This is a genomic window from Bradyrhizobium sp. WBOS07, assembly GCF_024585165.1.
Classification (GTDB): domain Bacteria; phylum Pseudomonadota; class Alphaproteobacteria; order Rhizobiales; family Xanthobacteraceae; genus Bradyrhizobium; species Bradyrhizobium japonicum_B.
Window position 1 is genome coordinate 6,359,960 of the sequence record NZ_CP029008.1, and the last position, 14,848, is coordinate 6,374,807.

General features: G+C 67.6%; 13 protein-coding genes and 1 riboswitch. Of the genes, 8 read left to right on the forward strand and 5 right to left on the reverse strand.

The features are described from left to right. Window positions 1-2: 2 nt before the first annotated feature. Window positions 3-1,685 (forward strand): ShlB/FhaC/HecB family hemolysin secretion/activation protein, encoded by a 1,683-nt coding sequence (locus DCM79_RS30045; RefSeq protein WP_257177658.1) that lies wholly within the window; start codon window positions 3-5, stop codon window positions 1,683-1,685. Between the two features lie 330 nt (window positions 1,686-2,015). Here the strand turns inward: DCM79_RS30045 and bluB are convergent, their stop codons facing one another. The 3 genes from bluB to cobU are packed head-to-tail and all read right to left on the reverse strand — an operon-like array spanning window position 2,016 to window position 3,934. Further along, on the reverse strand, window positions 2,016-2,648 hold the full coding sequence (gene bluB / locus DCM79_RS30050) for a 5,6-dimethylbenzimidazole synthase (protein WP_257177659.1): 633 nt from the start codon (window positions 2,646-2,648) through the stop codon (window positions 2,016-2,018). 3 nt (window positions 2,649-2,651) lie between these two features. After that, window positions 2,652-3,434, reverse strand: a complete 783-nt coding sequence (gene cobS, locus DCM79_RS30055; RefSeq protein WP_257177660.1) for an adenosylcobinamide-GDP ribazoletransferase — start codon at window positions 3,432-3,434, stop codon at window positions 2,652-2,654. After that, window positions 3,431-3,934: a bifunctional adenosylcobinamide kinase/adenosylcobinamide-phosphate guanylyltransferase gene (cobU, locus tag DCM79_RS30060; RefSeq protein ID WP_257177661.1), complete on the reverse strand. Its 504-nt coding sequence runs from the start codon at window positions 3,932-3,934 to the stop codon at window positions 3,431-3,433. The genes cobS and cobU overlap by 4 nt, the downstream gene beginning before the upstream one ends. A gap of 120 nt (window positions 3,935-4,054) precedes the next feature. Between cobU and cbiB the strand changes: the two genes are divergently transcribed. Both cbiB and cobD read left to right on the forward strand, forming a co-directional pair. Further along, window positions 4,055-4,996, forward strand: a complete 942-nt coding sequence (gene cbiB / locus DCM79_RS30065; RefSeq protein WP_257177662.1) for an adenosylcobinamide-phosphate synthase CbiB — start codon at window positions 4,055-4,057, stop codon at window positions 4,994-4,996. 11 nt (window positions 4,997-5,007) lie between these two features. Next, entirely contained in the window at window positions 5,008-5,973 is a 966-nt protein-coding gene (gene cobD / locus DCM79_RS30070) for a threonine-phosphate decarboxylase CobD (protein WP_257177663.1), read from the forward strand. Here the strand turns inward: cobD and DCM79_RS30075 are convergent. Then, on the reverse strand, window positions 5,962-7,410 hold the full coding sequence (locus DCM79_RS30075; protein ID WP_257180891.1) for a cobyric acid synthase: 1,449 nt from the start codon (window positions 7,408-7,410) through the stop codon (window positions 5,962-5,964). The two genes, cobD and DCM79_RS30075, sit on opposite strands and share 12 nt — an antisense overlap. A gap of 5 nt (window positions 7,411-7,415) precedes the next feature. Continuing rightward, window positions 7,416-8,051 carry a cob(I)yrinic acid a,c-diamide adenosyltransferase gene (cobO, locus tag DCM79_RS30080; protein ID WP_257177664.1) on the reverse strand — a complete coding sequence of 212 codons (636 nt, stop codon included), beginning with the start codon at window positions 8,049-8,051 and terminating at the stop codon, window positions 7,416-7,418. Window positions 8,052-8,091: 40 nt separating this feature from the next. After that, window positions 8,092-8,312, forward strand: a riboswitch (cobalamin riboswitch). Window positions 8,313-8,405: 93 nt separating this feature from the next. Here cobO and DCM79_RS30085 point away from each other — a divergent pair. Genes DCM79_RS30085 through DCM79_RS30105 form a run of 5 tightly spaced genes read left to right on the forward strand, consistent with a single transcriptional unit; the run spans window position 8,406 to window position 14,848 of the window. After that, window positions 8,406-8,780, forward strand: a complete 375-nt coding sequence (locus tag DCM79_RS30085; RefSeq protein ID WP_257177665.1) for a DUF1636 domain-containing protein — start codon at window positions 8,406-8,408, stop codon at window positions 8,778-8,780. Continuing rightward, entirely contained in the window at window positions 8,777-9,811 is a 1,035-nt protein-coding gene (cobW, locus tag DCM79_RS30090; RefSeq protein ID WP_257177666.1) for a cobalamin biosynthesis protein CobW, read from the forward strand. The genes DCM79_RS30085 and cobW overlap by 4 nt, the downstream gene beginning before the upstream one ends. Next, a complete protein-coding gene (cobN, locus tag DCM79_RS30095) occupies window positions 9,811-13,059 on the forward strand; it encodes a cobaltochelatase subunit CobN (RefSeq protein ID WP_257177667.1) in 3,249 nt (1,082 codons plus the stop codon). The genes cobW and cobN overlap by 1 nt, the downstream gene beginning before the upstream one ends. Further along, on the forward strand, window positions 13,056-14,219 hold the full coding sequence (gene cobG / locus DCM79_RS30100) for a precorrin-3B synthase (RefSeq protein ID WP_257177668.1): 1,164 nt from the start codon (window positions 13,056-13,058) through the stop codon (window positions 14,217-14,219). The genes cobN and cobG overlap by 4 nt, the downstream gene beginning before the upstream one ends. After that, window positions 14,219-14,848, forward strand: a complete 630-nt coding sequence (locus DCM79_RS30105; RefSeq protein ID WP_257177669.1) for a precorrin-8X methylmutase — start codon at window positions 14,219-14,221, stop codon at window positions 14,846-14,848. Before cobG ends, DCM79_RS30105 begins: the two co-directional genes overlap by 1 nt.

A 14,848-nucleotide genomic window follows, 5' to 3' on the forward strand; every position in this document is an offset into this window, starting at 1 on the left:
GAATGTGGGTTCTGCGGGCAGCTTTGGCGATCGGGCTTGCAGCGTCCTGCCTCGCATCCGCGCGCGCCCAGTCGATCAATCCCGGCGTAATCCAGAACGACGTCGACCGCCAACGGCGGCAGCTCGAGCAGCAGAGCGCGCCGCCCAAGCTCACCGGGCCGGCGGTGATCGGCGGCGAGCGGGAGAAGTCCCAGCTTCTCAAGCCGGGCGGGCCGAAGTTCCGCCTGCGCAAAGTCACGTTCGACGAGTCCAAGTTCATCACCCCGGCCGAGCTGGACGAGATCGCGAAGAAATATGTCGGCAAGGACGTCGACATCGCCGCGTTGCTGCAGCTCGTCGCCGACATCAACGCCGTCTATGCCGCGCGCGGCATCGTCACCGGCATTGCGACGCTGCCGGAGCAGGACGCCAAGGGCGGCGTCGTTCGCATCAAGCTGACCGAAGGCCGGCTGCAGAAGACGACCGTGGAGGGCAACAAGCAGACCCGCGCCGACTACATCCTTCAGCGCGTGAAGGAGCCAGAAGGCGAGGTGCTCGACGTCCCCAAGCTCAACCGCGACGTGATCTGGTTCAACCGGACCAACGACGTGCAGATCAAGGCGCTGCTGCAGCCCGGCACGAGCTTCGGCCTCACCGACCTCCAGTTCGCGGTGATCGAGCCGCCGACCGACACCTTGCAGCTGTTCGTCGACAACCAGGGTCCAGAGAATACCGGGCGCTGGGAGGGCGGGGGCTTCTACAAGCGCCACGGCCTGTTCGGCGTCGACGACCGCCTGACCTTCTACGGCGTCCGCTCCGACGGCAATCTCAACGGCAATGTCGCCTACAGCATCCCGGTCAATCCCTGGGGCGGCCGCGCCGGCGTCAGCTATACCGAAGGCAAGATCAAGATCATCCAGGGTCCCTTCGTCGCGCTCGACGTCACCGGTCGCTCGAGCCAGGCCGCGGTCAATTTCAGTCAGCCGGTCTGGGTGACGCAGGATTGGCTGGTGCTGGTCAACGCCGCCTTGACCGAGGGCAAGACGGTCAGCCGCTTCGGTACGGTTGCCGTCACCGACAATCACTACGACAAGACCACGGCGGGCATCTCGGTGACCAGGTCCGGCAATACCTATTCCATCACGGTCTCGCCGGCGGTGAACTACATCGCGTGGCATGATTACGTGCTCGGCAACAACCGCGCGTTCAACACCTATACCGGCTCGCTGATCGCAACCAGCGCCGCGGGGCCGGCGAACTTCAGCGCCAATGTGCTGGCGAGCTGGCAATACACGCCGGAGACGCTGCTGCCGGGCGACCAGATCTTCTCGATCGGCGGCCCCACGACGGTGCGCGGCTATCCCTCCAACGCGGCGTCCGGCGACAGCGGCTATTATTTCAACGCGGAGCTGCACTACAATTGGTCGCAATGGCTCAGGGGCTTCGACACCTATATCTTCACCGATTGGGGTGCGGTGTATTCGACCTTCCCCGGCGTCACCGAAATGTCTTCAGTCGGCGTGGGATTTTCCTGGACCTATGCGCCGTTCATGACGTTCGAAGCGAATTATGCGACACCGCTGAAGGTGTCGGTGTCCACTCAGAACCGCTACGAGGCCTATGGCCGCGTCATCTTCCGGCCGCTATTGATGTTTCAGAAGCAGGAAAGTGCTGCGCCGGTGGCGGCTAGCGGGAGCAAGTCGTAGCGGGAGGTTGCGCTCGCAATGACGGTGTGCGTGGGGGCGGCAATGCATGAATCGCGTGTCCCGGACGCGCTGCAACGCGCAAGCGTTGCGGCGCAGAGCCGGGACCCAGCAGCCCCTGTGGCTCGCTGATGCATGGGCCCCGGCTCAGCAGCGCATCGTCGAAGAGACGCTGCGCTGCGTCCGGGGCACGAGAGTGAGTCGACGCATCGCTCTCTCATCCCGTCATTGCGAGGAGCCCTTGCGACGAAGCAATCCAGAATCCCTCCGCGGAAAGATATCTGGATTGCTTCGCTGCGCTCGCAATGACGGAGGATGGAGTTGGGCCGGCCTCTAACGCCTTAACGTAAACTCGTCCGCCCCGCGCCGATGCTCCCATTTTACCTGCTCGAGCTCGGGCCGGTCGCATTCGGCTTCGGGATAGCCGATGCAGAGATAGGCGATGAATTTCCAGCTGGCTGGCACGTCGAGGATGGCGTGCATCCGATCCGGATTGAGGATCGACACCCAGCCGAGTCCGATGCCTTCGGCGCGCGCGGCGAGCCACATCGCGGTGATGGCGGCGACCACGGAATATTCCGTGGTCTCCGGCATGGTGGCGCGGCCGAGACCGTGGCCGATGTCGACGGTCTTGTCGGCGAACACGGCGAGATGGCCGGGCGCCTGCTCGAGGCCCGACAGTTTCAGCGTGGCATAGCGCGCTGCGCGCTCGCCGGAATAGCGGCTCAGCGCATCGGCGTTGCACGCCCTGAAATCGTCGATCACGGCGCGGCGGCGCACGGCATCGTCGACGATAACGAAGCGCCAGGGCTGGCTGAGGCCGACCGAGGGCGAGAGGCAGGCGGTCTCGATCAGGCGGTCCATGGCGCCGTCCGGCAGACGATCGCTGCGAAAGCGGCGCACGTCGCGGCGCCATACGAACAGCTCGCGCAATTGCCGGCGGAAGCTGTCGTCGAATTCGACCATGAATCAGCCTCCGATCTGGAAGGAAGCGGCGACCAGCAGGATGATGCTCTCGCCCAGCTGCTCGAACGCGCCGAGGATGTCGCCGGTCTGCCCCCCGATCTGACGGATCGCAAGCCGCGCCAGCATCAATCCGGCGAGCGACAGCAGGATGAGGCCGACCAGCGCCTTGCCCGGCCCCAAAGCCAGGACGAGCGCGAGCATCCCGACGGCAAAGGCGAGGGCGATGCTCCGGCCCGGCGGCGCGCCGGCGCTTGCCGACAGCCCGTCCGGCCGAGCGTGCGGGACCATGGCCATGAAGGCCGGGACGCCGGCGCGGGCAGCAGCATGCGCGGCGCAAAGCGCGAGTGCGACGGCAACCGGATCGGCGATGGTCGCGAGCGCGCTCCAGCGCAGGCCGAATGAGAGGATCAGCGCGCAGACGCCGTAAGTGCCGATCCGGCTGTCGCGCATGATCTCCAGCTTGCGCTCGCGTGTGCGGCCGCCGCCGAGCCCGTCGGCGGTATCTGCAAGACCGTCTTCGTGCAGCGCGCCGGTGATGAGGGCGGTCGTAACCAGGGTGAGCAGGGCAGCAAGGTTCGGCGTCAGCCCGAACCACATGGCAACCTTGTAGGCGAAAGCGCCGGCGAGGCCGACCAGCACTCCCGCGACGGGAAGCGCCCAGGTCGCGCGCGCGATTGCGCCGTCAGGTGCCGGCTTCGACGATGCCACGGGAAGGATCGTCACGAACGATGCCGCCACCCTGAGATCGGCGACGATGTCTTTGAGAAGCTCGGCGCGCGGCATCATTTCAGTTTCATGGGAAGGCCGGCGACGACGAATTCGACTTCGTCGGCGGCGGCCGCAATCATCTGGTTCATGATCCCCGCGGCATCGCGAAAACTGCGCGCCAGCGCGTTGTCGGGCACGATGCCGAGGCCGACCTCGTTGGTGACGAGGACGACGGGGCTCTTCAGACGGGGCAGGGCGCTGGCGAGCTCGGTCACGTCGCGTTCCCAGTCGCGTGTCGCATGCATCAAATTGGAGAGCCACAGCGTCAGGCAGTCGACAAGCCGCGCGCCGCCGCCATCGCTCGCGACCAGCGCGGACACGAGATCGAGCGGCACCTCGCGCTCGATCCAGTCGGTTCCGCGCCTCGCGCGATGCTTTGCGATACGCGCTTCCATCTCGGTGTCGAGCGCCTCGGCCGTTGCGACATAGACGGGCTGCCCGGGAAAGGCGCGCGTGCGCATTTCCGCGCGCTTGCTCTTGCCGGATCGCGCTCCGCCGGTGATCAAGATGACGGCCATCAAGGTCTCCTTTGGGCCTGACTAATCATCAAACGCGGTCAAAGACAAAGCCGAAATCAAGCGCGAAGGGGCTTGCGCTCGCGCCCTGCTTTGCGCAACAGGGGCGGACAGGAGGCGGGATTGAGCTTTGCGGGCGCGATGGTGGTGGCGATGGCGGTGGATGCCTTCCTGGGCTGGCCGACATGGCTGTTCGCGCGGATCGGCCATCCCGTGACCTGGCTGGGGCAGGTGATTGCGGCCATCGATCGCGGCTGGAATCGCGCCTCCGATGCTCCGGCGCTGCGCCGTGCGGCGGGCATCGCCGGAGCGCTCCTGGTGATTGCAGTCTCCACTGTGCTCGGCTGGATGATTCAGTCCTTGCTTCCAAAAGGTTGGATCGAGAGTGTACTGATCGGCATCCTGGCCTGGCCGCTGGTCGCGCTGCGTTCGCTGCATGATCACGTCGCTGCAGTCGCGACCCCGTTGCTGGCCGGCGATATCGCCAGCGCCCGCGCGGCGGTCTCGCGCATCGTCGGTCGCGATCCCACGGCGCTCGACGAGGCCGGCATCGCGCGTGCGGCGATCGAGAGTCTTGCCGAGAACACCTCCGACGGTATCGTCGCCCCGGTGTTCTGGGGCGCGCTGTTCGGTCTTCCCGGCATTCTGGGCTACAAGGCCATCAATACGCTGGACTCCATGATCGGCCATCGCAGCGAACGGCACGAAGCCTTTGGCTGGGCCGCGGCGCGCATCGACGATGTCGCCAATTTCATCCCGGCGCGGCTGACCGGATTCCTGTTCGTGCTGCTGGCGCCGAGGCGGTCCGAGGCGCTGTCATGCATGACGCGCGATGCGCGCCGTCACCGCTCGCCGAACGCCGGCTGGCCCGAAGCGGCGATGGCTGGCGCACTCGGCGTGCGCCTCAGCGGTCCGCGCATCTATCACGGCAGCATTACGAACGAACCTTGGCTCAACGGGGGCGCGCGTGATCCGCTTGCCGCGGATATCGGCGAGGGACTGGCGGTCTATCGCCGCGCTATGCTGCTGCTCGCCGGCGTGCTTGCGATCCTGGCCTTCGCGTGAAAGAACGGGGCATGCGCGAGCACGGCGGAAATCTCGATCAAGCCCAGGAGCGTTTTGGCGGACGCGCCGAGGACTGGATCGATCTGTCGACCGGCATCAACCGGTCGCCTTATCCCGTGGGCGAACTGAGCGCGCGTGCGTGGAGCGCGCTGCCCTCGCGTGCCGAGATCGAGGCGCTGCATCGGGCCGCGCAGCACGCCTATCGCACCAGCGCGCCGATCGTCGCGCTTGGCGGCGCGCAGGCCGTCATTCAATTGCTGCCGCAGCTCGCGCCGCCAGGCCGCGCGCGCATCCTCGCGCCGACCTATAATGAATATGCCGGCGTGCTGTCGGCCGCGGGCTGGGATGTGCGGGAGGCTGGCGAACTCGACGCGCTGGCCGGCGCGGATCTCGCCATTGTCGTCAATCCCAACAATCCCGACGGCCGGAATCATGCGCCGAAGGATTTGCTGGCGCTGCCGCCGCGCGTCGGCCGCCTCGTGATCGACGAGAGCTTTGTCGACGCCGTTCCGCTGCTGTCGCTTGCATCCGAAGCGGATCGGCCGGGGCTGCTGGTCCTGCGTTCGTTCGGAAAATTCTACGGGCTTGCCGGCTTGCGGCTGGGCTTCGCCGTCGGCAATGCCGCCGACATCGCCGGACTCGCTGAACTCTCGGGTCCGTGGCCGGTCTCGGGCGCAGCAATCGCGATCGGCTGCCGCGCCTTGCGCGACGATGCCTGGGCCGAGGCCACATCCGCGCGGCTTGCGCGGGACTGCGTCCGCCTCGACGAGATGGCGCGCGCGCAAGGCTGGACGCTGGTCGGCGGCACGCCGCTGTTTCGTCTCTACCAGACGCCTGACGCGCTGGCTGCGCAGGAGAAGCTGGCTCATGGCCATATCTGGTCGCGCGTGTTTGCGCGAGAGCCGACATGGCTGCGCCTCGGGCTTCCCGGCAGCGAAGCCGAATGGACACGCCTTGCCGAAGTGCTAGCGCGCTAGCGCGAGCAGGCCTGCGACGTCGAGATGCTGCTCGATGTGATCGGCCAGCGCCTCGAGCGCGCTTTCGACCCGGCCCATATAGGGCTCGTTGCCGGCGGGAATGTCGAGCTTTGCCAGGTACGCCTTGCGGAAATCATCCGATGTGAACAGGCCGTGCAGATAGCTGCCCTGCACGCGGCCGTCGCGCGAGATCGCGCCCTCGGACTCACCGTTCAGCGTCGCGAAGGGGCGGATGCGATCCGGTCCGTCGGTGCGCCCGATGTGGATTTCGTAAGCCTGGATCGCCTGCTTCGTGGCGGCATGCACGGCCGCGACACGCGTCAGCGTCTTCTGCGGGCTCATCACCGTCTCGACATCCAGCAGCCCAAGTCCGGGCGTATCGCCCGCGGGGCCCTCGATGCCATCTGGGTCGGCAACGCTGCGACCCAGCATCTGATAGCCGCCGCAGAGGCCGAGCACGTGGCCGCCGCGGCGATGGTGCGCGAGCAGGTCGATGTCCCAACCCTGCGCGCGCAGGAAGGCGAGATCGCCGCGGGTGGATTTCGAGCCGGGGATGATGACGAGGCGGACGTCCCCTGGAATCGCTTCACCCGGTCGCACCATCACGAGATCGATGCCGGGCTCCAGCTTCAGCGGATCGAGGTCGTCGAAATTGGCGATGCGCGACAGCGCCAGGCAAGCGATCTTGCATTGGCCGGGCTTGCGCGCGTCGCTCAGGCCCAGCGCGTCCTCGGCCGGCAACTCGCCGGCGCGCGTGAACCAGGGCAGCACGCCGAAGCCGCGCCAGGCGGTCTTGTGTTCGATCAGCCGGTAGCCGTCGTCGAACAGCGTGGGATCGCCGCGAAACTTGTTGATGACGAAGCCCTGGATCATCGCGGCATCCTCGGGGTCGATCACCGTCTTGATGCCGACGAGCTGCGCGATGACGCCGCCGCGGTCGATGTCGCCGACCAGCACGACCGGTACGTCGGCCTTGCGGGCAAAACCCATGTTGGCGATGTCGGACTTGCGCAGGTTCACTTCGGCCGGGCTGCCGGCGCCTTCGACCAGCACGAGGTCGGCGCGCGCCTTTAAGCGTTCGAAACTCTCCAGCACCGCGCTCATCAGCGAGGGCTTCATTGCTGCATAGTCGCGCGCGCGTGCGGTGGCGATGCGCTTGCCGTGAACAATGACCTGCGCGCCGACATCGGTCTCGGGCTTCAGCAGCACCGGGTTCATGTCGGTGTGCGGCTCCACGCCGGCGGCGAGAGCCTGGAGCGCCTGGGCACGGCCGATCTCGCCGCCATCGACGGTGACGGCGGCGTTGTTCGACATGTTCTGCGGCTTGAACGGCAGCACGCGCAGGTCCCGCCGCGTGAACGCGCGCGCAAGGCCGGCGACGATGAGCGATTTGCCCACGTCCGAGCCGGCCCCCTGGATCATCAGCGCGCGTGCCATCGGCATCAGAACTCGACGCCGGCCTGCGCCTTGATGCCGGAGCGGAAGGGATGCTTGACCAGCGTCATCTCGGTGACGAGATCGGCGATCTCGATCAGTTCGTCCTTGGCGTTGCGCCCGGTGAGCACGACGTGGGTCAGCGGCGGCTTCGAGGTGGTCAGGAAGTCGACGACCTCGGCGATGTCCAGATAGTCGTAGCGCAGCGCGATGTTGATCTCGTCGAGCACGACCATGCGCAAGCTCTCGTCGAGGATCAGCTTCTTGGCCTTCTCCCAGCCGGCGCGCGCGGCGGCAATGTCGCGGGCGCGGTCCTGCGTCTCCCAGGTGAAGCCTTCGCCCATGGCGTGGAACTGGCAGAGCTCGCCGAAATGGCCGGTGAGCAGGCGGCGCTCGCCGGTGTCCCAGGCGCCCTTGATGAATTGCACCACCGCGCAGGGGAAGCCATGGGCGACGCAGCGCACGATCATGCCGAAGGCCGAGGACGACTTGCCCTTGCCGGCGCCGGTATGGACGATGATGAGGCCCTTCTCGCCGCTCTTGCTCGCCATGATCTTGTCGCGGGCGGCTTTCTTCTTCGCCATTTTTGCGGCGTGCCGGGCGTCGGTTTCCTCAGCTGTTTGGGTGTCCGGTTCAGGCGTCATTGGATCCGGTCCTTCGGCTTGACAAGAGGCGGCCACCGGCAAATGGTGGCCCGGCGTTGGTTCCTGTCCTATGACAGGCGAAGAGGGAATGCGATAGGGTCCGAATCGGCAAGATTGGGGTCCAAAATGCAGCCGCCCCCGCGACCGTGACCGGAGAGATGCCCAAAGCCACTGATTTCCACGGAAATCGGGAAGGCGGGGATCGAAGGGCAAAACCCTGCTCCGCAAGCCGGGAGACCTGCCAGCGCGGACGAGTTTTGGACCGGCGGACGGGGTGTTCCGCGACGGGGAAACGGACCTTCTGGCGAACGGTCCGTGTGCCTCATCGCCTCCCGCTGTTATCTGGAAGAGGCGATGACCGTCACACTTCACGTCTGCATCACCTGCCGTGCCGGCCAGACGCTTGGCGAGGGCGAGACGACGCCCGGCAAGCGCCTGCACGGTGCGATCCTCAAGGCCGGCGTGCCCGAGGGCGTCAACGTGGTTCCCGTCGAATGCCTGTCGGCGTGCAGCCAAGGCTGTTCCGTCGCGCTGAGCGCGCCCGGCCGCTGGTCCTATGTCTATGGCCGCCTGTCGGATGCGAACGCGCAGGACGTGGTCGCGGGCGCTGCGGCCTATGCGGCCGCGCCGGACGGGCTGGTGCCCTGGCGCAGCCGCCCCGAAATCTTCCGCAAGCAGTCGCTTGCCCGCATTCCCCCCATTGCAATCGCCCCGGAGGCCGCCGAATGAGCTCGCTCGCAAAAGTTCCGGTCACGGTGGTCACCGGTTTCCTCGGCTCCGGCAAGACGACGCTGATCCAGCATCTGCTCGCAAACCCTGACGGCAGGAAGCTCGCCGTGCTCGTCAACGAGTTCGGCAGCGAGGGCGTCGATGGCGAGATATTGAAGTCCTGCGCCGATGCGAACTGCCCGGAAGAGAACATCGTCGAGCTCGCCAATGGCTGCATCTGCTGCACCGTCGCGGACGATTTCATTCCGACCATGGAGCAATTGCTGGCGCGCCCGGTGCGGCCCGATCACATCCTGATCGAGACCTCGGGCCTGGCGCTGCCGAAGCCGCTGCTGAAGGCATTCGATTGGCCTGAGATCCGCTCGCGCATCACGGTCGACGGCGTGATCGCGCTCGCCGATGCAGAGGCCGTGGCGGCCGGCCGCTTCGCGCCCGATCCTGACGCCGTCGAGGCGCAGCGCGCGGCGGACATCAATCTCGACCACGAGACACCGCTGTCGGAAGTGTTCGAGGACCAGATCGCCTGCGCCGACATCGTGCTGCTGACCAAGGCCGATCTCGCGGGCGCCGCCGGCATCGAAGCCGCCAAGGCTGCGATCATTGCCGAGATGCCGCGACGTGTGCCGATGCTCCCGGTGACCGACGGCGCGATCGACGCCCGCCTCATCCTCGGCCTCGGCGCCGCCGCCGAGAACGATCTCGCCGCGCGTCCCTCGCATCATGACGGCGAGGAGGAGCACGAGCACGACGATTTCGCTTCCGTCGTGATCGACCTTCCGGAAGTTGCCGACGTCGATGCACTCGTTGCCTCCGTGCAGCGCCTGGCGCGCGAGCAGAACGTGCTGCGCGCCAAAGGCTATATCGCCGTCGCGGGCAAGCCGATGCGTCTCTTGCTTCAGGCTGTGGGCGAGCGCGTGCGTCACCAGTTCGACAAGCCCTGGGGCGCAGGTCTCAGGCAGTCCAAGCTCGTCGTGATCGGTGAGCACGGCGATATCGATGAGGCCGCGATCAGGTCAGGACTTGGTATCTGATGCACGTCGTCTTCCGCGAGAGCCGCGGTCTGGAGGAGACCGCGACGCCCAGGGACATCGGCCAGGACTCGGCCGATCTCGTGGTGCTCTCGTATTCGGATTCCGACCTTGCCGCCTTCGCAGCCGGCTGGCGGCGTGGCCGCCATAGCCTGCCGTCGCTGCGGCTCGCCAATCTCGCGGAGCTGTGCCATCCGCTCTCGGTCGACACCTATATCGAGAAGACGCTGTCGCAGGCGCGCGGCATTCTGGTGCGGCTGATCGGCGGGGAATCCTATTGGCCGTACGGGCTCGCGGCGCTCCAACAGCTCGCGAAAGATCGCAACATCGTGCTCGCCGTGCTGCCGGCGGACGGCCGCGACGACACGCGGCTCGATGCCTACTCGACCTTGCCCCTGTCGACGCTGCGCCGGCTCAAGGTGCTCTGCGACACCGGCGGCCCGGTCGCCGCGCAGGCGGCGATCGCGCAGCTCGCGCTGGCCTCGGGACTTTATGCCGGACCGGTCACCGGCGAGCTGGCCGTGCCGGAGATGGGCTTCTACGATCCCTCGCGCGGCGTCATTGCTGCGCCGGCCTCAAGTGCGGGCAGGCCGCTCGCGCTGGTGACTTTCTATCGCTCGTATCTCACGGCCGCGGATACGGGCCCGGTCGATGCCCTGATTGCCGCGCTGCGCGAGGAGGGCTTTGACTCCTACGGCGTGTTCGTCACCTCGTTGAAAGCGCCCGGCGTCGCCGATTGGCTGCGCGCGCATCTCGCGCAACATCCTCCGGCCGCGATCGTCAACGCGACGGCATTCTCGGCCGTCGGCGACGACGGCACGACGCCGTTCGATGCCGCGCCTTGCCCGGTGTTCCAGGTCGCGCTCTCAACGGCGCGTCGCGAGGACTGGGCGGAGTCGCTGCGCGGTCTCTCGCCCGGCGATCTCGCCATGCATGTGGTGCTGCCCGAGGTCGACGGCCGCCTGTTCGCGGGCGTTGTGAGCTTCAAGTCGGCAGGCATGCGCGATCCCGATCTGCAATTCGCCCATCTGGCGCACGGGCCCGACGCGGAGCGCGTCAAGGCCGTCGCCGCGCGCGTTGCGGCCTGGCATCGCCTTGCACAGAAGCCCGCCGGCGAGAAACTGGTCGCGATCGTGCTCTCGAACTATCCGGGGCGGCCGCACCAGATCGCCCATGCGGTTGGGCTCGACGCGCTGGCTTCGGTCGAGGTCCTGACGTCGGATCTCGCCGAGGCTAGTTTCGATGTCGCGCGGGTTGATGCGCTCGGCGAGACGCTGCTGAAGCAGAGTCTGAGCTGGAGCGTTGCCGATTATCGCGCGGCGCTTTCGCGCCTGCCGCAATCCCTACAGGATGATCTCGCGCAAGCCTGGGGCGTGCCGGAGAGTGATCCGGCTTGCCGCGAAGGCGCTTTTCACTTCGCCGCGATCGCGTGCGGCAAATCCGTCATCGCGGTTCAGCCTGAGCGCGGCGATGCGACTACGCGCGATGCCGATTATCACGATCTCGCCCGCACGCCGCGCCATGCTTATGTCGCGTTCTATCTCTGGCTCCGCGCCCAGGGGATCGATGCCGTCGTGCACATGGGCGCCCATGGCACGCTGGAATGGCTGCCCGGAAAGTCCGTCGCGCTGTCGTCAAGCTGCTGGCCGGAAGCTTTGATTGGTGATTTTCCCGTCATCTATCCCTTCATCGTCAACGATCCCGGTGAAGCTGCGCAGGCCAAGCGCCGCATTGGTGCGGTTACCCTCGGCCATCTGCCGCCGCCGCTGGAAACATCCGCGGTGCCGGACGGCTTGCGGCGGCTCGAACGTCTGCTCGACGAATATTCGACCGCCGATGGTCTCGATCCCGCACGTCGCCAGCGCCTGATCGCGGCGATCCGCGACGAAGCGCGTGCGGCCGGTCTCGAAGACGATCTCGGCCTCGATGCTTCTGCCGCGCCGGCCGAGGCGATTCCGCGGATCGATCGCTTCGTCTGCGATCTCAAGGAGAGCCAGTTCGGCGACGGCCTTCATGTATTCGGCCGCGGCGCCTGCGGTGACGCCGAGCGCGGTGCGCTGCTTGCTGCGCTTGGCGGCAAGCGCGTCGCGCCGGGACCGTCGGGCTCGCCCTATCGTGGTCGCCAGGACGTGCTGCCGACCGGGCGCAATCTCTTTGCCGTCGACCCGCGCGCGGTGCCGACGCCGTCGGCACATGCGCAGGGGATAAAGCTCGCCGAGGAGCTGCTGCGCCGTCACCTGCAGGATCATGGCGACTGGCCGAAGGGCCTTGTGGTCGATCTCTGGGGCTCGGCGACGATGCGCACCGCGGGCGAGGAATTCGCGATGGCGCTGCATCTGGCCGGCCTCGCGCCGCGCTGGGATCACGCCTCCGGCCGCGTCACCGGCTACGACATCATCGCCCCGGCCGAGCTCGGCCGCCCCCGCATCGACGTCACGCTGCGGGTCTCGGGCCTGTTTCGCGACGTCTTCTCCGGCCTTGCGCAATTGTTCGAGGCCGCCTCCGAGGCGCTCGCCGCGCGCGAGGACGAGGGCGAGGAGAATCCGTATCGCCACCGCGCCTCCCGTGTGTTCGCGCCGCGTCCCGGCCAGCATGGCGTCGGCCTGTCGGCGATCCCCGATGTCTTCACGCCGGAGACGCGGGATGCCGCCGGCGAAGCGTGGTTGTCGGCCTCGTCCTGGGCGTTCTCGGCCGATGGCGAGATGCAGCACGATCGCGCCGGGATCGAGGCGCGGCTCGCCTCTGCCGATGCCTTCGTCCACGTCCAGGATTTGCCGGAAACCGACCTGCTGCTTGCCGCCGACTATGCCGCGCATGAAGCCGGCGTGGCGGCCGCCGCAGCGCATCTCGGTGCGGCAGGACCGGCGCTCTATCATCTCGACACGACACGCCCCGAGCAGCCGCATGCGCGCACGCTGACCGAGGAGATTTCCCGCGTCGTCCGGGCGCGCGCCGCCAATCCGGCCTGGATCGCCGGCATGATGCGCCATGGTTTCCGCGGGGCCGCCGAGATCACCGCGACGCTGGAGCACATGGCCGCGTTCGCTCATCTTGCCGGCGCCGTGCCTCCGCATTTGTTCGATCTCTCCTATGATGCGACGCTTGGGAATGACGACGTCCGCGCCTTCATGACCCGTGAAAATCCGTCGGCGCTTGCCGCGATGGAGACCTGTTTTGCACGCCTGCACGATGCGGCGCTGTGGCAGACGCGCCGCAACTCGATCGCGGCGGCGCTGCGGGAGGCCTCATGAGCGCTTCCGCAATTAAAGGCTGGTGTCCCGGCGCGTTGCGCCCGATGCTGTCGGGCGATGGGTTCGTTGTGCGGGTGCGCCCGTTCGGCGGGCGCCTCGAAGCCCCACAGATCACCGGGCTTGCCGAACTCGCCGGGCAACACGGCAATGGCCTGATCGACGTCACGAGCCGCGCCAATCTCCAGATCCGGGGCGTGAGCGAAGAGAGCCATCGCCCGCTGCTCGACGGCCTTGCGCAACTGCGGCTGCTCGATCCCGACACCGAGATCGAAGCCCGGCGCAACATTCTGGTGACGCCGTTCTGGGGCGGCGGCGACGAAACGCAGTCGCTCGCTGCCGAGCTGGAGGAGGCGCTCGCCGAGTGCGGCCTCGCGCTTCCGACCAAGTTCGGGTTCGCCATCGATGACGGCAGGTCGCGGGTGCTTGCCGGCGATTCCGCGGACATCCGCATCGAGCGCGATCGCTCGGGCCATCTGCTGGTGCGGGCCGACGGTGCGAGGCTCGGCCGCTCCGTCGCGCGCGGCGAGGCCGTGAGCATGGCGCTGGCGCTCGCAAGCTGGTTCCTGGTTTCCGGTGGCGCCAGGGGTGGGCGAGGGCGGATGGCGGCGCATATCGCGTCCGGGGCGATATTGCCCCAATCGCTGCGCGGCGAGACCGAGCCTGCGCCGGTGATGGCCGCCTCGCGGCCCGGGCACTATCCGCAAGGCGCAATGGTCGGCGTCGCGTTCGGACAGATGCTGCACACGACGCTGCACCACCTCGCCGGTAGCGGACATGCGCTGCGCATGACGCCCTGGCGGATGCTGCTGAGCGAAGGCAGGCGCGAGATGCCGAGCGCGCCGGGCCTCGTCACCGAGCCGTTCGATCCTGCGCTGCGCGTCATCGCCTGCAGCGGCGCGCCGCGCTGCCGCGAAGCCCATGCCGATACGCGCGCGCTGGCCGCGGCGCTCGCGCCGCGCATCGCCGCCGATGCGCGCCTGCACGTCTCCGGCTGCGGCAAGGGCTGCGCCCATTCCGGCAGGGCCGCGGTCACGCTGGTCGCGACGCGCGCCGGCTTCGATCTCGTCCGCGGCGGCTCGACGCGCGATGAGCCGGTCCAGCGCGGCCTGAGCGGCGCCGACATCGTCAGCGATCCCTCCATCCTGGTGGGAGGGAATTGATGCCGCATAGCTACGAGACCGATGGTGCGGCGATCTACCGGCAATCCTTCGCGACCATCCGGGCCGAGGCCGATCTTGCCCGCTTCACGCCGGACGAGGAGCCCGTGGTGGTGCGCATGATCCACGCCGCCGGCATGGTCGGGCTGGAGTCGCATATCCGTTTCACGCCAGGCATGGCGGGAGCTGCGCGCGCCGCCTTGCAAAGAGGCGCACCGATCCTGTGCGACGCGCGCATGGTCTCGGAAGGGATCACGCGCGCGAGGCTGCCTGCGGCCAACGCCGTCATCTGCACGCTTGGGAACGAGACCGTGCCCGCACTTGCGCAATCGATGCGCAACACCCGTTCGGCCGCGGCGCTCGAGCTGTGGCGGCCGCATCTTGCCGGTGCGATCGTTGCAATCGGCAATGCGCCGACGGCGCTGTTTCATCTGCTCAACATGCTGGAAGACAAAAGCTGCCCGCGTCCGGCGGCGATCATCGGGTGCCCGGTCGGCTTCGTCGGTGCGGCCGAATCCAAGGCGGCGCTGATGGCCGATCCGCCGGCGCCGGCGCTGACGGTCGCGGGGCGCCTCGGCGGCTCCGCGATCACCGTTGCCGCCGTCAACGCGCTGGCGAGCCGGAGCGAATAG